The 16271-nt window shown below is 71.7% G+C and carries 18 protein-coding genes, 1 tRNA gene and 1 pseudogene; 14 read left to right on the top strand and 6 right to left on the bottom strand.

The window, feature by feature from the left end; translation table 11 throughout:
* The first annotated feature begins 89 nt into the window (after positions 1-89).
* From I8N68_RS13655 to I8N68_RS13610, 10 genes and pseudogenes are all read left to right on the top strand, one after another.
* Entirely contained in the window at positions 90-299 is a 210-nt protein-coding gene (locus I8N68_RS13655; RefSeq protein ID WP_200210313.1) for a hypothetical protein, read from the top strand.
* A gap of 86 nt (positions 300-385) precedes the next feature.
* Positions 386-832 (top strand): DUF6197 family protein, encoded by a 447-nt coding sequence (locus I8N68_RS13650; protein ID WP_200210312.1) that lies wholly within the window; start codon positions 386-388, stop codon positions 830-832.
* A complete protein-coding gene (locus I8N68_RS13645) occupies positions 829-1128 on the top strand; it encodes a hypothetical protein (RefSeq protein ID WP_200210311.1) in 300 nt (99 codons plus the stop codon). The genes I8N68_RS13650 and I8N68_RS13645 overlap by 4 nt, the downstream gene beginning before the upstream one ends.
* Positions 1125-1497 (top strand): annotated as a pseudogene (locus tag I8N68_RS13640) (RRQRL motif-containing zinc-binding protein). The gene I8N68_RS13645 and the pseudogene I8N68_RS13640 overlap by 4 nt, the downstream one beginning before the upstream one ends.
* Complete coding sequence (locus I8N68_RS13635) at positions 1494-1790, top strand: hypothetical protein (RefSeq protein ID WP_200210309.1); 297 nt, start codon at positions 1494-1496, stop codon at positions 1788-1790. Before I8N68_RS13640 ends, I8N68_RS13635 begins: the two are co-directional and overlap by 4 nt.
* Positions 1777-2505 (top strand): hypothetical protein, encoded by a 729-nt coding sequence (locus tag I8N68_RS13630; protein WP_200210308.1) that lies wholly within the window; start codon positions 1777-1779, stop codon positions 2503-2505. Before I8N68_RS13635 ends, I8N68_RS13630 begins: the two co-directional genes overlap by 14 nt.
* Entirely contained in the window at positions 2502-2798 is a 297-nt protein-coding gene (locus I8N68_RS13625) for a hypothetical protein (protein WP_200210307.1), read from the top strand. Before I8N68_RS13630 ends, I8N68_RS13625 begins: the two co-directional genes overlap by 4 nt.
* The gene (locus I8N68_RS13620) at positions 2798-4585 is read left to right on the top strand and encodes a replication initiator (RefSeq protein WP_234039574.1); all 1788 of its coding nucleotides are present in this window, start codon (positions 2798-2800) and stop codon (positions 4583-4585) included. Before I8N68_RS13625 ends, I8N68_RS13620 begins: the two co-directional genes overlap by 1 nt.
* A 61-nt stretch (positions 4586-4646) precedes the next feature.
* Positions 4647-4814: a helix-turn-helix domain-containing protein gene (locus I8N68_RS32810; RefSeq protein ID WP_225853851.1), complete on the top strand. Its 168-nt coding sequence runs from the start codon at positions 4647-4649 to the stop codon at positions 4812-4814.
* Positions 4814-6055, top strand: coding sequence for a tyrosine-type recombinase/integrase (locus I8N68_RS13610; protein WP_200210303.1), 1242 nt, complete (start codon positions 4814-4816; stop codon positions 6053-6055). The genes I8N68_RS32810 and I8N68_RS13610 overlap by 1 nt, the downstream gene beginning before the upstream one ends.
* 73 nt (positions 6056-6128) lie before the next feature.
* Here I8N68_RS13610 and I8N68_RS13605 read toward each other — a convergent pair.
* Positions 6129-6205: transfer RNA gene (locus I8N68_RS13605), tRNA-Thr, on the bottom strand.
* Between the two features lie 366 nt (positions 6206-6571).
* On the opposite strand from I8N68_RS13605, the gene I8N68_RS13600 reads away from it, so the two are divergent.
* A complete protein-coding gene (locus I8N68_RS13600) occupies positions 6572-7663 on the top strand; it encodes an ABC transporter ATP-binding protein (protein ID WP_200210301.1) in 1092 nt (363 codons plus the stop codon).
* Between the two features lie 171 nt (positions 7664-7834).
* Positions 7835-8428, top strand: coding sequence for a hypothetical protein (locus tag I8N68_RS13595; RefSeq protein WP_200210300.1), 594 nt, complete (start codon positions 7835-7837; stop codon positions 8426-8428).
* A 64-nt stretch (positions 8429-8492) separates the two neighbouring features.
* Here I8N68_RS13595 and rlmB read toward each other — a convergent pair whose 3' ends face one another.
* Together rlmB and cysS are read right to left on the bottom strand one after the other, a co-directional pair.
* Positions 8493-9623 (bottom strand): 23S rRNA (guanosine(2251)-2'-O)-methyltransferase RlmB, encoded by a 1131-nt coding sequence (gene rlmB, locus I8N68_RS13590; protein ID WP_200210298.1) that lies wholly within the window; start codon positions 9621-9623, stop codon positions 8493-8495.
* Entirely contained in the window at positions 9623-11038 is a 1416-nt protein-coding gene (gene cysS, locus I8N68_RS13585) for a cysteine--tRNA ligase (protein ID WP_200210297.1), read from the bottom strand. Before cysS ends, rlmB begins: the two co-directional genes overlap by 1 nt.
* A gap of 63 nt (positions 11039-11101) precedes the next feature.
* Here cysS and I8N68_RS13580 point away from each other — a divergent pair, with 63 nt between their 5' ends.
* Positions 11102-11749, top strand: coding sequence for an IclR family transcriptional regulator (locus I8N68_RS13580; RefSeq protein WP_200210296.1), 648 nt, complete (start codon positions 11102-11104; stop codon positions 11747-11749).
* A gap of 133 nt (positions 11750-11882) precedes the next feature.
* Here the strand turns inward: I8N68_RS13580 and I8N68_RS13575 are convergent, their stop codons facing one another.
* Both I8N68_RS13575 and I8N68_RS13570 read right to left on the bottom strand, forming a co-directional pair.
* On the bottom strand, positions 11883-13562 hold the full coding sequence (locus tag I8N68_RS13575) for a S8 family serine peptidase (RefSeq protein ID WP_200210295.1): 1680 nt from the start codon (positions 13560-13562) through the stop codon (positions 11883-11885).
* A 374-nt stretch (positions 13563-13936) separates the two neighbouring features.
* Positions 13937-14905 carry an EamA family transporter gene (locus tag I8N68_RS13570; protein ID WP_200210294.1) on the bottom strand — a complete coding sequence of 323 codons (969 nt, stop codon included), beginning with the start codon at positions 14903-14905 and terminating at the stop codon, positions 13937-13939.
* 85 nt (positions 14906-14990) lie between these two features.
* Here I8N68_RS13570 and I8N68_RS13565 point away from each other — a divergent pair, with 85 nt between their 5' ends.
* Entirely contained in the window at positions 14991-15536 is a 546-nt protein-coding gene (locus tag I8N68_RS13565) for a CGNR zinc finger domain-containing protein (RefSeq protein ID WP_200210292.1), read from the top strand.
* Here I8N68_RS13565 and I8N68_RS13560 read toward each other — a convergent pair.
* A complete protein-coding gene (locus tag I8N68_RS13560; RefSeq protein WP_200210291.1) occupies positions 15503-16114 on the bottom strand; it encodes a GNAT family N-acetyltransferase in 612 nt (203 codons plus the stop codon). The two genes, I8N68_RS13565 and I8N68_RS13560, sit on opposite strands and share 34 nt — an antisense overlap.
* Positions 16115-16271 lie beyond the last annotated feature (157 nt).

Raw genomic sequence — 16271 nt, 5'->3', positions numbered from 1 at the left:
GATGCCCAGATCGCCGGCATTGCCGACTACGCCGCCTGGACCCGCCGCCCCGGCGGACTCACCACCCCCGCCGGACTGGGGCTAGCGGCATGACGACCCGCGAACGGGCCTACGCCAAGGCCAGCAACCAGCGGGCCGCGCAATTCACCGAACTGTGGATCACCGGCAGTCCCGAGGACATCGCCGCCCTCGTCCAGGCCGTCGCCCGCAGCGGCCGACTCGTCTACGTCTCCGCACCCACCCGCGCACCGGGTGACGACAACCGCCACCGCCGCTACCTGCGGCTACGCGCCCGATAGCCGGTCGACAGGACCAGTGATTCGCCTGCCAGCAGAGCTGGTCCTGCCGACCACCAACCGACAGCCCCCGAAAGGACGTGGTTGCCATGAAGGCTACCCAAAACCCACCCACCACAGCATCGGCCACACCCGCTGACCTGCTGCGGATGGCTGCCCTCTACCTACGTCGGCACGGCTGGACCCAGGGCAGCTACTACGACATCTACGAACCCGCCGACTACCCGACCCCGCCGGCCTGCGCCGCCGGGGCCATCGGCATCGCCTGCGCCGGCCACCGTGTCGAGCACTTCTCCCACCTCGACCCCGACGCCCTCGCCGACTACCTCGCCGCCCTGGGCGTGTTCGTCGACTACCTCGACGCCACCGCCCCGGTCTTCTTCATCGACGAGGACGGCTACCTGCTCGACGAGCACACCTCGCCCTACTCCTGGAACGACGACCCCGCCCGCAGCGCCGAGCAGGTCATCACCGCCCTTGAGGCGGCTGCCGACGAGTGGGACTCCCTCCGCACCGCCGGAGGTGAGACGCGATGAACACCGTCAAGAACGCCTTGACGCCCAACCTTCCCCGGCAGCGGCGTCGGGACGTCGTCGAGAACGACGCCTTCGCCGGCTTCGCTCGGCGCATCATCCGCGCCCACGGTCGCCGCGTCGCCACTGGCGATGTGGAAGCCCTCCGCGATCTGGTCGCCCTCTCCAGCGTCATCGACGACGCGATCGGGGAAGCCGTGATCGGCCTGCGGGCCTTCGGCTACTCCTGGGCCGAAATCGGCCAGCGTCTCGGCATCTCCCGCCAGGCCGCCCAGCAGCGCTGGGGAGGCCAGCCATGACCACCACCACCGAACCCACCACTGGCCTGGCTGTCGAGTTCTACGACCCGGCCGGCACCCGCTTCGGGTTCCCCACCTTCCCCTACCTGACCGCCCCTGGTGGCCTGGCCACCCGCCGGCAGCTGCGCGCCGCCGGCCTCCGCCCGGGCGGGCATGACCCGGTCGCCCAGATCCTCTGGCGGCGCGGCAAGCGCGTCGCCTACCTCTACCGCCTCGACCTCGCCGCACCCAAACGCATCGCCACTCCCGCCCAGCGGGAGGCCATCGCCAAAGCTCCGCCGCACCTGCCGCGTCTGCGGGCTGGTGCAGCCCTACTACATCCCCCGCCGCTACGGCTGCTGCCTCGACTGCCACGGAGGTGCCCAATGACCACCGCCCTCACGAAACTCGCCGCTCAGGAGCGGATGACCCCAGACGGCTACGCCGTGACCGCCATCGCCGGTGACTTCGCCGCCCGCGGCGCACTGTCCTTCGAACGGTTCCTTTCCGGCTACTACGCCGAATCCATCCGCATCATCCACGAAGCACACCTCACCGACTGCACCATCGCCGACGGCCAGCACTGCGCCACCTGCAACGCCATCCGCGTCGGCCTCGCCGGCCTCGACGCCGAAGAACGCGTCGTCACCGCCGGGGAGGTGGCCGGCAATGCCGCGCACTGACCGCAGCACCGGCACCCGCGTGGAAGGTGTCGTCCTGGTCCTCATCCTGCTCACCGTCGCCGGCTTCGCCGGAGCCGCCTCCTTCACCCACGTCAAAGACTGGACCCTCGCCAACTCGCCCGCCGGCACGGGCGAGTGGTTCGGCTGGGCCAACGCCGTCATCTCCGAACTCGTCCCCATCGCCGCCCTACTGACCATCCGCCGCCTACGCCGCACCGGCGCTCCCATCGGCTACCCGATGACCCTGCTCATCGCCGCCGCCGGCCTGTCCCTCGCCGCACAGTTGGCGGTCGCCAAACCCGGCCCCTCCGGCTGGCTCCTGTCGGCCGTCCCCGCCCTGGCGTTCATGGCCCTGGTCAAGCTGGTCCTCGCCCCGACACCCGTCACCACTGGGGACACCCTGCCGGCCGCTGAGCCGGCCGAGCCGATCCGCGTCCAGGTGGCCGAGCAGGTCACCACCGCGCCGGAACCCCCGGCCGCCATCACCCCAACCCCCGAACCGACCCCGGCCGTCGAGCCGGAACCTGTCACCACGCCGGCCCCGGAACCGGTCGACGTCCCTGCCCACCTACTGCCCCCGGCCCGCTTCGCGGCCGTGCAGCACGAACAAGCCACCGGCCGCCCCATCACCACCGCCGAACTGGTCGACCGGCTCGACGTCACCCCGGCCGTCGCCGGGCAACTCCTCGCCACTATTGGCGGTGGTGCCCGATGAGCATCTACCTCGTCGACATCGAGCAGGTCACCCACACCTGCCCCGCCTTCCCCGACGCGCACCCGTTCGACACCCGACGGACCCTCGTCGACGTCATCCCCGGCGGACCCTGCCGGGCACCAGTCACCATCCGCTGCGGCAACACCACCGCCCAGATCCCCTGCCGTCGGCACGAGCCGGCCAAACGCCAATGCGGCGCCTGCCGGGTCATCGTCACCGAACGCACCATCACGAACACCTTCGTCGGCTACCAAGGTCCCGAGCACATGCGTCCCACCAAGGACGCCGCCTGATGGCCTCGACGCTGGACCTCACCCCCCGGACCTCGGCCCGGGGGGTGGGCTCGAACGCCGACACCATCGTCTACGGCTACACCGCCGCCGGCTCCGCCTTCGCACGCGCCACCCGGCCGGACTACTTCGGCTGGCTGGAACACGTCCGCGCCGCCGCCGGCTGCACCCGACCCATCCGCCTCGCCGGCAGCCTGCTCACCGTCGAGCAGGGCACCGGCCGTGTCCTCGACGCCCGGCACACCGACGCCATGCCCGACGCCACGATCTACACCGCCTGCGGCAACCGCCGGGCCACCGTCTGCCCGTCCTGCGCCCAGACCTACCAGCGCGACGCCTTCCAACTCCTGCGCGCCGGCCTGATCGGCGGCAAGGGCGTCCCCGACACCGTCGCCCAGCACCCGGCGGTGTTCGCCACCTTCACCGCACCCTCGTTCGGAACCGTGCACGCCCGAGTGGTCAAGCGGCACACCTGCGGCAACCGCCGCCGCTGCGACTGCCGCGCCGAGCCGTGCCACGCCCGCCGCGACGGTGGCCTCTGCGAGCATGGCCGCCCGGCGGTCTGCTGGGCACGCCATGAAGCCGGTGACGCGGTACTCGGGCATCCGCTCTGTCTGGACTGCTACGACCACGACCACCAGGTCGTCTGGAACATCTTCTCCGGCGAACTGTGGCACCGCACCAAACAAGCCGCGGAACGCTACCTGGCCAAGCTCGCCCGCCGCCGGGGCATCCCCCGCGTCGACGTCGTCACCGCGTCGGGAAAGACACGCAAGGTTCCGCCGGTCCGGCTGTCACCGGGCAAGGTCGCCGAACTCCAAGCACGCGGAGCGGTGCACTTCCACGCCATCGCCCGCCTCGACGGCGTCAACGGCCAGGACCCCGACGGCATCGTCCCGCCACCGGCCGGGTTCACCATCGACGACCTCGTCGATGCGCTCCGGCACGCCGCCCGACAGGTCACCTTCCACACCCCTGCCCACCCGGACCGGCCAGAGGGTTGGCCGATCGCCTGGGGAGAACAGATCGACCTGGAACCCATCAACACCAGCGGAACCGGAGAGGTCACCGACAGCCTCGTCGCCGGCTACCTTGCCAAGTACGCCACCAAGAGCACCGAGGCCACCGGGCACACCTCCACCCGCCTGACCGCCGACAGCATCGGGGACTACGCGGACCCCGACGGCGACCACACCGCCCGCCTCATCGACGCCTGCTGGCGCATCGGCCGACCCACCGGCACACCCGTGCCCCTGTCCGAGCGGCCCCGCGACCTACGGCTCCGGCCCGGCTTCGTCGACCGCTGGGAGTGCTCCGACTGCGGCGCCCACACCCGCTACGCCGCCTGCCCCGTCTGCGTCGCCCAGCGTCAAGCCGCCCTTGACGCCCAACCCGCCAACCGGCCGCAGGCCACCAACCCATACGCCCGGCTCCGGCGGTGGGCCCACATGCTCGGCTACGGCGGCCACTTCCTCACCAAAGGCCGCCGCTACTCGGTGACCTTTCAACTCCTGCGGGACATCCGCGTCGCCTACCGCCGCCACGAACACCACCACCAGGCCGACGAGCACACCGGCACCCTCCGGACCGTCGACCACCTCGACGAGGACGGTACGACGCTAATCGTCGGCACCCTCACCTTCGCCGGCGTCGGCTGGCACACCTCAGGTGACGCACTGCTCGCCAACACCGCCGCCGCCATGGCCCGCGAACGACGAGCCACCGGCCGCGAAGAGCTCGCCCACGAACTCGCCACCATGCCGACCGGCGGCGTACCGGCTGCCGCTTGATCCCCTCCCGCCACACGAGGAAGGCCATTCGATGGACACCCCCACTCCGATCGCTCCTCGCGTGCTGCGCGTGGAGGAAGCCGCGCGAGCGCTCGGCATCGGCCGCTCGCTCGTCTACGACCTCATCCGCTCCGGCCGGCTGCGCTCCTTCAAGGTCGGCAGCCGCCGGCTCATCCCCGCCGCCGCCATCGACGAAGTCATCACCACACTCACCGAGGAAGCCGCCTGATGCCTAACGAACCGAAGCAACGACAGTCCGCCGCCCGGCGTAACCCCAACGGCGAAGGCTCCATATACCAGCGAGCCAGCGACGGCCGCTGGGTCGGACAGGCATACGTCCTTACCACCGACGGCAGTCGCAAGCGTAAGTTCGTCTACGGAGCGACCTGGGAGGAAGCCCATGGCAAGCTCGTCGACCTGAAGTCCAGATCTCAGCGCGGCATACCGGTGCCTGATCGGGCCTGGAAGCTGGCCGACTATCTGCCCTACTGGCTGGCCGCGTACGTCAGCGACTTGAAGCCCACCACCGCCCGAGGGTATGAGAGCGCCGTGCGGCTGCATCTGGTGCCGGCCCTCGGCACAAAGCGCTTGGATGGCTTGCAGGTTCAGCATGTCAAGGCGTTCATGGACGGGTTCCGCAATAAGTGTCTCTGCTGCACCAACGGCCTCGACAAGATCCGCCCGGCCGACCGGCGCTGCTGCTCGATCGGTCGGTGCTGCCAGCACTACCCCAGCGCCCGCCAGATTCAGTTCGTGCACGCGGTGCTGCGCAACGCCCTCCAACACGCCATGCGCGAAGAGCTGGTGTCGCGAAACGTCGCCAAGCTGGTCCGCGTTCCCTCGCCCCGTTACAAGGTCGGCAAGGGGCTCTCCGTCGAGCAGGTACGCAAGATCCTTGCTGCCGCCGCCGGTCATCGACTCCACGCCCTCTACGTCGTGGCTGCCACGATGGGGCTGCGGCGCGGTGAGCTGGTCGGGCTGCGCTGGTCGGACGTCGACCTGGACGAGGGCACCTTACGGGTGCAGCAAACCGTGCAACGGGTCGCCGGAAAGCTTCACGTCCTGGACGCCAAGACCGAGGACTCCGAGGCCGTGTTGCCACTGCCCGAGGTCACCTGGCTCGCTCTCCTCGAACACCAGGAACGCCAGAAGGCGGAGTGTGCCGCGCTCGCCGAGGTCTGGGAGGACCATGATCTTGTCTTCCCCTCGGAGCGGGGCACCCCGCTGGAGCCCACCAACCTCAGCCGCTCGTTCGCTCGGCTCCGGGAGACCGCCGGTCTGCCGGGTGTCCGCCTGCACGATCTCCGGCACACCGTCGTTTCGCTGCTGATGGAGCTGGGCGTCCCGCCGCACGTCGTCCAGGCCATCGCCCGGCACGCCGACGTCAAGGTCACGCTCAAGGTCTACGCTCACGCCAACATCGATGCGATGCGTCAGGCGCTTGGCAAGCTCGACGGGCGGCTGTCGTGACCCCGGTTGCTGTCAGCGTTGCTGTCAACCGGCCAACGCGCGGCAGCGCCCGGTGGAAACTGCCTGGTGGAATTGGAGCCCCCGGCCGGGATCGAACCGGCGACATCTCGCTTACAAGGCGAGTGCTCTGGCCAGCTGAGCTACAGGGGCGAGCGGTGCCTTCGTCAGCATAGCGACCGGCGTCCGGTTTTCCCGCTCGGCAGGCGTCCCGAGCACGGGAAACGTCAATTTCCCGACCCCGACACCGACGGATCGACGCCACCTGCCGCGCCTGGACCCGGCGGATTGATGCCCGCCCGTGCCCGACTGACCGAAATGCCTATGCGCTCCGTCCCACCCCGTGCCCCCTCGTCTTGGCAGGGTCGGAAAAGGCGTTTACCGTGCAGTGACACGGACGACACTCCGGCTGGCCTCGGCTGCCCGGGCGACGCCCGCAGGCCGGCACCGCACGGTGCCGGTCGCTCCTTCACTCGGATCGTCCGGCACGTTCCTGCCGGTGAAAGGAAGCGCTTCACCATGGCTACGGTCACCTACTCGAAGGCATCCCGGATCTACCCGGGCACCGAACGCCCCGCGGTCAACCAGCTCGACCTCCAGATCGGCGACGGGGAATTCCTCGTCCTGGTCGGTCCGTCGGGTTGTGGTAAGTCCACCAGCCTGCGGATGCTCGCCGGCCTCGAGGACGTCGACGACGGCGCGATCTACATCGACGACAGGGACGTCACCCACCTGCCGCCGAAGGCCCGCGACATCGCGATGGTCTTCCAGAACTACGCCCTCTACCCGCACATGTCGGTGTACGAGAACATGGCGTTCGCGCTCAAACTGCGCAAGACCTCGAAGTCGGAGATCGACCGGCGGGTCAAGGAGGCGGCCGGGCTGCTCCAGCTGGAGGAGTTCCTCAACCGCAAGCCGAAGGCGCTCTCCGGCGGCCAGCGCCAGCGGGTGGCCATGGGTCGCGCGATCGTCCGCGAGCCGCAGGTCTTCCTCATGGACGAGCCGCTGTCGAACCTCGACGCCAAGCTCCGGGTGCAGACCCGTACCCAGATCGCCTCGCTCCAGGCCAAGCTGGGCATCACCACGGTCTACGTCACCCACGACCAGGTCGAGGCCATGACCATGGGTCACCGGGTCGCGGTCATGCTCGACGGCGTGCTCCAGCAGGTGGACACCCCGCGGGCGCTCTACGACACCCCGGCCAACGTCTTCGTCGCCGGCTTCATCGGCTCCCCCGCGATGAACATCAAGACCGTGCCGTTCAGCGAGCGGGGCGCCGCGTTCGCCGAGATGAACATCCCGCTGACCCGCGAGCAGGTCGCGGCCGCGCAGGCCGAGGGGGGCGACGGCAAGGTGACCGTCGGCTTCCGCCCGGAGGACTGCGACATCGTCAGCGCGACCGAGGGCGGCATGCCCGTCGTGGTCGAGCTCGTCGAGGACCTCGGCTCCGACGCGAACGTCTACGGCCACGCCGCGCTCGAGGGGCTCAACGAGCGCTTCGTCGTCCGGACCGACCGCCGCAGCATGCCGAACATGGGTGACACCATCTTCGTCAAGCCGCGGACCGGCCAGAGCCACGTCTTCCACGCCGTCACCGGCACCCGGATCTGACGTACGACGCACCGGAAGGGGCGGTCCGCTTCGGCGGGCCGCCCCTTTCCTGTCGTACCACCATCGGCACCTGATACCTGGGTAGCGGGGCGGCAATGGCTCCGTGGGTTGATCCGGTGCGGCGCTTTTCGCTCGTAGCGTCACGGCACCGTCCCAAACCGAGGAGCTGCCATGATCGACGCCGCCACCCGCCCTTCCGCACCGCGTCCGCGTTCCCGGTCGTACCGGACGGCCCGCCTGGCCGGTCGCAGCCTGGCGTACTGCGCGGCGCTGATCCCGCTCGCGCTCATCGCGTTGCTCGCCGCGCCGCTCGGCCGGTCCGGCGCCGCCGCCGCACGCTGGCGGGCCCTGCGCACCGGGCTGCTCGGGGCACCGCCGGTCGCCGACCCCCGACGGCGTCCCGGCCCGGTCGCGATCGTCGGGCACGCGGTGCTGAGCCTGCTGCTCGGCGTCACGGCCCTGGTGCCGCTCGGCGTCGAAATGCTGATCGTGCTGCGTGGCGTCCTGTACGGCCTGGTCGACCCCGGTCCGTACACGAACTCGTGGGGTGGCCCGACCCGGGCCGGCGCATGGCTGGCGCACTTCCTGGTCGGGCTGCCGATGGCCGCCGCCGGCCTGGTCGCGCTGGTCGGGATCGCCGCCGTGCACCAACGCCTGACCCGCAGCCTGGACGGGGTGCGGCCCGCGCCCTGGCTGATCCCGGTCACGCTGCTGATCACGCTCGCCGGGGCGCTGCTCTTCGTGGCCTGGACCCACCAGATCTAGCAACGCGGAAAGGCCCCCGCCACCGCCGCGAACGCGGCAGGGCGGGGGCCCGTTTTCCTCCGGCTTACTGCTCCATCGCGCGGCGGCGGGCGACCTCGGCGAGGGTGACCGCGGCGGCGACGCTGGCGTTGAGCGACTCGACGTCGGAGATCATCGGGATGCTGACCGTCAGGTCGCAGGTCTCCCCGACCAGCCGGGACAGCCCGCGCCCCTCGGAGCCGACCACCACGACCAGCGGGCCGACCGCGGCCTCCAGGTCGTACAGGTCGGTGTCGCCGTCGGCGTCCAGCCCGACCACCATGAAACCGGCGTCCTTGCAGGCCTTGAGCGCCCGGGTCAGGTTGGTGACCTGGCCGACGGGCACCCGCGCGGCCGCGCCGGCGCTGGTCCGCCAGGCGGTCGCGGTGATCCCGGCGGCCCGCCGCTCGGGTACGAACACACCCTGCGCGCCGAACGCGGCGGCGGACCGGATCACCGCGCCGAGGTTGCGCGGGTCGGTGACGCCGTCCAGCGCGACCAGCAGCGGGGCGGGCTGCTCCAGCGCGGCCGCCATCATGTCCTCGAACGGCTCGTACGCGAACGGCGGCACCTGGAGGCCGACGCCCTGGTGCAGCACCCCACCGGTCATCCGGTCCAGCTCGGCGCGGCTGATCTCCAGGATGGCGATGCCCCGGTCGGCGGCGGTCCGGATGATCTCGTTGATCCGGTCATCCATGTCGATGCCCTGGGCGGTGTACAGGGCGGTCGCCGGCACCTGGGTGCGCAGCGACTCCAGCACCGGGTTGCGGCCGACCAGCAGCTCCGGGGTGTCCTTGGCCGGGGTGGACTTGCGGCCCGGGGCGACCCGCGGGCCGGATCGGCCGCCGGGCTTGCCGCCCCGACCGCCGGCGCCGCCACGGCCCGCCGGCACGCCCCGGCCACCGCCCCTGCCCCAGGTGGTGTCCTTGCTGCCCGGCTGTCCGATCTTCGGGGCGCGCCCCTCCTCGGCCGCCGCGCGGCGCTCCTTGTCCTGCTTCCAGGCGGTCCGCTGGGGCAGCTTCTCGGTGCCCGAGTACGCCTTGTGCCAGGGCCGCTCGTCGGCGGGCAGGGTCCTGCCCCGGCCCGCGAGGGCGTCCTTGCCCTTGCCGCCGGTGCCCTTCGGGGCCCCCTGCTTCGGGGTCAGACGCCGGCCACGGCGCTGCGAGTTGCCGGCCATCAGTCCTGCTCTCCAATAGTCCAACGGGGGCCCTGCGGGGTGTCCTCGACCACCACCCCGGCCTGCTTGAGCTGGTCACGTACGGCGTCCGCGGCGGCCCAGTCCTTGCGGCTGCGAGCCTGGGCGCGCTGCTCGAGGGCGAGCGCGATCAGGGAGTCCACCACGCCGCGCAGGTCGTCTGTACGGCCGCCGCCGGTCCAGGCCGGGTCCAGGGGGTCGACACCAAGGATATCCAGCATCGCCCGGGCGGCGGCCAGGGTCGTGCGGACGGTCACATCGTCGCCGGCGGTCAGCGCGGTGTTGCCGTCCCGAATCACCTCGTGCAGCACGGCCAGGGCGGCCGAGGTGTTGAGGTCGTCGTCCATCGCCGCCGTGAAGCCGGCGGGCAGTGCCCCGAGCTGGCCGCCACCGACCCGCTCGGCCGCCCGCTGCACGAAGCCCTCGATCCGCCGGTACGCGACGGCGGCCTCGCGCAGCGCGTCCTCTGAGTAGTCGATGCGGGACCGGTAGTGCGCCGCGGCGTAGTAGTAGCGCAGCTCCACCGGGCGGACGCCCAGCGCCGCGACGTAGTCGAGGTCGAGGGCGTTGCCCAGCGACTTGCCCATCTTGGCGCCGCCGATGCTGAGCAGCCCGTGGTGCACCCAGTACCGGGCGAACGGCAGATCGGCCGCCTGGGACTGGGCGATTTCGTTCTCGTGGTGCGGGAAGGTCAGGTCCAGCCCGCCGCCGTGGATGTCGAACTCGGCGCCCAGGTAACGCCAGCACATCGCCGAGCACTCGATGTGCCAGCCAGGGCGGCCCCGGCCCCACGGCGACGGCCAGTAGGCGTCGGCCGGCTCCTCCGGCTTGGCGCCCTTCCACAGGGCGAAGTCGCGCGGGTCGCGCTTGCCCCGCTCCGGCGCGTCCCCGGCGGACTGCATGTCCTCCGGCGACTGCCCGGACAGCGACCCGTACGCCGGCCAGGAGGCCACGTCGAAGTAGACGTCGCCGGAGCCGTCGGTCGCCGGGTACGCGTGACCGGTCTCGATCAACCGGGCGATCAGCTGGTGCATCTCGGGGATGTGCCCGGTGGCGCGCGGCTCGTAGGTCGGCGGTAGCACGTTGAGCGCCCGGTACGCCTCGGCGAGGATCAACTCGTTGACGTACGCGATGGACCAGAAGGGGCGGCCCTGATCGATCGCCCTGACCAGGATCTTGTCGTCGATGTCGGTGACGTTGCGGATGAAGGTGACCTCGAAGCCGGCGGCGAGCAGCCAGCGGCGCAGCACGTCGTAGTTGACGCCGGAGCGAAGGTGGCCGATGTGCGGCGGGGCCTGGAGGGTGAGACCACACAGGTAGACCCCCACCTTGCCGGCTTCCCGCGGGACGAAGTCCCGCACCGATCGGGTGGCGGTGTCATACAGGCGTAGCGTCACCGTACAAGGGTAGCCGTCCGTGCTATTCCAGGTTGGGCGGAGCCGGGTCGTACGCTGCGTGCTGTGGACACGGCGGCACGGGCGGGAGAGACCGCGCAGACCCTCGACCGGGGCCTGCGCCTGCTGCACCTGGTCGCCGACGCACCCGGCGGGCTGACCGTCACCGAGGCGGCGAACCGGCTGGGCATCGGGCGGGCCGCGGTCTACCGGCTGGTCGGCGCGCTGACCGCGCACGCCCTGCTCCGCCGGGACGGCGACGGCCGGCTGCGACTGGGGCTGGGCGTGCTGCACCTGGCCCGCCGGGCCCAGCCACTGCTCGCCGAGGGGGCGTTGCCCGCGCTGCGCCGGCTGGCCGAGCAGGCCGGCGCCACCGCCCACCTCACCGTGGTAGAGGGTGGCGAGGGCATCGCGGTGGCGGTGGTGGAGCCGAGCTGGACGTCGTTCCACGTGGCGTACCGGACGGGGTCCCGCCATCCGCTGGAACGCGGGGCGGCGGGGCGGGCCATCCTGGCCGGGCGGACCGGCGCCGCGGGCCCGGTGAACACCAGCGGGGAGTTGCAGTCCGGGGCGTACGGGGTGGCCGCGCCGGTGCTCGGCATCCCCGGTCTGGAGGCGAGCGTGGGGGTGGTGTCGCTGGCGCCGCTCGACGTCGACGTGGTCGGCGCCCAGGTGACCACCGCCGCGACCGCGATCGCCGCCGCCCTCTCCTGAGCGGGTGACCGATTTGCGGCATGGCGCGGTGTCAGGGCGCGTTCCGCCCCGACATGCCGCAGATCGGGTTGATCAGAACGGAAGGGCCCGGGCGACGACACATCGCCCGGGCCCGTCACGGTGTTGCCGGCTGTCACATGGGGGTGGTCACCGCGGCTTTCGCGTCGATGATCCCGTAGCCGTAGAAGCCGTTGAACTGCGCGTCACCCTCGCAGTACGCGTCGAACTCCGCCGAGCGTCCCTCGTTGGTGTACGTCTGCAGCCGCGGCTCCGGGCAGGCGTGCTCGGCGGCGGTGGCGTAGAGCTGCTTCTCCACCTGGCCGGGGGCCATCCGCAGGCCGCCGTTGACTCGGTCGGCCACGCCGAACCGGCTGACGATCAGCGAGGCGACGCCGGCGGCGTGCGGCGACGCCATGGACGTGCCCTGCAGGTAGGTGTAGTAGCCGCACTGGCCGGCCTTGGTGCAGTCCTTGAACACGAAGTCCTTGGCGGCAGCGACGACGTTGCCGTTCTTGTCGACCGAACCCTCCTCCTGGAGGACCTTCTTCGGGTACGACGAGAGGATCATGTTCGCGTCGGTCCGGTACGACGACGTGCCGTAGCCGTCCCGGAACCAGCCGCCGGGGGCGGCCACCGAGATCTGCTCGACGCCGTAGTTGGAGAAGTCCGACTTCTTGCCCGACGGGCCGAGCGCCGCCACGCCGATCACGTGCGGGCCCTCCGTTGGCAGGTCCCAGCAGCTGGAGTTGTCGATCGGCCGGGGGTATGCCGGCGCGCCGTAGTCCGGGCTGGAAAGGTCCGTCCGCGGCTTGCCGAGGTCCTCGTGGTTGTTGCCGAGCGCGCCGACGAGCGTCACGCCCTTGTCGTGCGCGTAGTTGAGCGCCCGGTTCATGCCCTCGATGATGACCTGCTGCTCGGCCTGCGCCTCGGGAGAGTCGGCCGGGTTGGCGGTGCAGTTGTAGAGCCACGGGTCGACGTAGAACGACATGTTGACGACGTCGAGCCCGGCGTCCCCGGCGTGCACCAGGGCGTTGACCACCGGGTTCAGGAAGAAGTAGCCGGAGTCCTGCCCGCCCTTGAGCTCGACCAGGGTGACGTTCGGGGCGACGCCGGAGACGCCGAGGCCGTTCGCGGCGGCGCCGATCGTGCCGGCGACGTGCGTGCCGTGGCCGCCGTCGTCCGTGCCGACCGGGTCGAGGCAGCCGGCCACCTCGCAGGGACCGTCCACGTCGGTCAGGTCGGGGGCGAAGTTCTTCGACAGCGACCAGCTGAAGTTGGCCGCGAGGTCCGGGTTGCTGGCGTCGAGGCCGGTGTCCAGGACGCCGACAGTCACGCCGCGCTTGCCGGGCTCGGTCTGCCGCGCCTGGTCGGCGTGGATCATCGACAGGCCCCAGAGCTTGTCGTCGAGCGGGTCCATGCCGGTCGCGCTGGTGCCGGAGGCGGCGCCGGCGCCCTTGCTTTGCGCGTCCGCCAGCAGATTCTCCTGCTCGACGCGGTCAATCTTCGGCGCGCGGCCGATGGCCTTCTGCTGGGCGGCGCCGACGAGGGCGTCGGCGGCGGCGGCCCGGCTGGCGAAGTCCGAACGGTCGCTGCGTACCTGGAACATGCCCAGGCTGTCGGTACGGGACACGACGGTGCCGCCGGCGGCCTCGATCGCCGCGATGGCTGCGTCGATCGAGACGCCCTTCTCGGCGACCACCGTGTACTGGGTCGTGGTCGACGGGGCGGCGCCGGCCATGCTGGTCTGTCCGGCCAGCACGGTCGCCAGCGCCGCCACGGTAGCGACAGCACCGACGGTGAAGCGTCTGCTCACCACATCTTTCCTCTCGGGTTGAGGGACGTGCTACGCATCACATCTCACCTGGGAGGATTCCGCCAGTGGTCAACGCGGATTTCTTTCCGCTCGGCAAGCATCTGCCACCGAACGGACAGGATGTGTCACCGCCCGGCAGGGGTCGGTCATCGACTCAACGGGTGGCGGCTGACCGGCTGGTCGCGGCGCCGACGGCCAGCCGCTGGACCAGCTCCGGCAGTTCCGCCAGCGACCGCGCCGCACCGTCACGGTCACCAGCGCGGCGGTGACCGCCGGGCGCAGGTCCAGCAGGGTCTCGTCGGCGTCGAAGACGACGGCCGTGGCCATGACGGCCGGTCGCGCACCGGTCGCCACCGGACCGGATACCGGTGCGCTCACCGGTCGCTCGTCAGGACCGGCTCCGCCGCGGGTCCGGCCGGCTGCGCCGGCTCCGGCGCGGCCCGCAGCTCGGCCAATCGGACCAGGGCGACGCCCGCGACGATCAGCGCACCGCCGAGCAGTTGGACGGGGGTCGGCAGCTCGCCCAGGACCAGCCAGGCGATCAGCACCGCGAACATCACCTCGGTCAGCCCGACGAACGACGACAACCGGGCGCCGAGCAACCGGGCGCCGGCGATGCCGGTCAGGTACGCGACCACCGCCGCGATCAGCGACAGCCCGACGATCGGCACCAGCCAGCTCATCCGGTGCCCGGCGAAGCTGACGTCGGCGAGGCCGGCCCGCAGTGGCAGCACCCCGATCAGGCCGAGCAGGAGCAGGATCGCGGCGCCGACGGCCATCCCGCCGCTCGCCATCACCACCGAGGGGAGGCCGGCGTCGACCCGGCCGGCGATCACGAAGTAGCCGGCCAGCCCGACCCCCGCGCCCAGGCCCCAGAGGACGCCGACCGGATCGAGGCGGGTGGCGCCGGTCAGGTCCAGCACGAACACCAGCCCGCACAGGGCGGTCACCGATCCGGCCACGGTGAGCGCGCGGGGTCGCTGCCCGTGGACCAGCCACATCCAGCCGACCACGAGGACGATGCCGAGATACTCCAGCAGCAGCGCGACCCCGACCGGCAGGTAGCGGACGGCGTTGAAGAAGCAGGCCTGGGCGAGGGCCACCCCGAGCAGGCCGAAGACGCCGACCGTGGCGGCGTTGCGGCGCAGCACGTGCCAGCGGCCCCGCAGTGCCAGCACGGCCGGCACCGCCAGCACCAGCGCGGCGATGCCGACCCGGGCCACCACCACGGCCTCGGCGGACCACTCGCCGGTGATCAGCGGCCGGGCGAAGGTGCCCGAGGTGGCGAAGGTGAGGGCGGAGACCAGGGCAAGGCCGAGGCCCACACCAGGCCGTTCACGCATCGGTACGCTCCTTGGTCCGGTACCTGTCATGAGTCAATCGGGGCTATGCTCATGACGTTAGGCCGGCACCCCGACAGGAGTCAAGTTGCTCTTCGCTCATGACACCGACTGCTCGTTGATCGCCGCCGCCGCGCTCGTCAACACCGCCGGCCGCGACGGCGAGGGCCTGCCCGACGTGACCGCCCTGGCGGAGTTCTTCACCGCCCACGGCTGGACCGGCCGGCACGAGCGGACCGAAGCGGAGCTGACGTCGGTACGGGAGCTGCGGCCCCGGTTGCGGCGGGTCTGGTACGCCGACGAGGACGAGGTCGTCACCATCGTCAACGGGCTGCTCCGGGAGTCGGCCGCGCTGCCGCAGCTGATCCGGCACGACGACGAGCCGTACCACCTGCACGCGGTGCCGCGCGACGCGCCGCTGGCCACCCGGATGGCGGTCGAGGCGGCGATGGCCCTGGCCGACCTGGTCCGCACGGGCGAGCTGAGCCGGCTGCGCACCTGCGACCATCCCGACTGCGACAACGTGCTGGTGGACCTCTCGAAGAACCGGTCCCGCCGGTTCTGCGACGCCGGCTGCGGCAACCGGGCCGCGGTCACCGCCTACCGGGCCCGCAAGGCGGCGGCCCGCCCCTGACCAGGCTGCCCGCGCAGCCAGTCCGCGCGGCACAGCTCGTACTCGACCTCGCCGTGCTCCGTGCCCGGGATCGGGTCGTCGAAGGTCAGGTGGAAGGTGCGGACGTACCGCAGGCCGGCCTTCTCCATCACCCGCCGCGAGGCCAGGTTGACCGCCATCGTCTCGGCCCAGACCCGCCGGAGGCGGATGACCGTGAAGGCGTACCGGATCAGGGCCACCGACCCCTCGGTCGCCAGGCCCCGGCCCCACGCCGACCGGCGCAGCCGGTAGCCCAGTTCCGCCTGCGTCCCGTCCCCGTCGGCCGGCGGGCGGAGCGCGAACCACCCCAGGAAGTCGCCGGTCTCCCGGTCCAGGGCCGCCCACCGGCCCAGCCCCGGGTGGCGGTCGTACTGGCGGAGAAGAGCCGGCAACTGCTCGTCGCGAACGACCTCGACCGGGGTCGGCCGGCCGTTGGTCAGGTACCGCATCACCTCCGGGTCGCCATCCAGCTCGACCAGGTGCGCCACGTCGTCCACCGTGAGCCGGCGCAGCCGCAACCGCCGGCTCTCCAGCAGCACGCCGTCATCGTTTCCGGTCATGACGCCGATGGTGCCGCGCCGCCGCCGGCCCGGCGACGGATTATCCGGTCACCCGGCCCAGCCGGCCAACAGCCAGCGCGCCACGCCGGGCCAGGACGTCCGCGCCGGGCCGGGTGGGTCACGTCAGCGCGACGGCGCGGCCACGAAGGCCCGCCAG

This window comes from Micromonospora coerulea (assembly GCF_016598485.1).
Taxonomy (GTDB): domain Bacteria; phylum Actinomycetota; class Actinomycetes; order Mycobacteriales; family Micromonosporaceae; genus Micromonospora; species Micromonospora coerulea.
This window is presented reverse-complemented; position numbering and strand designations above follow the sequence as displayed.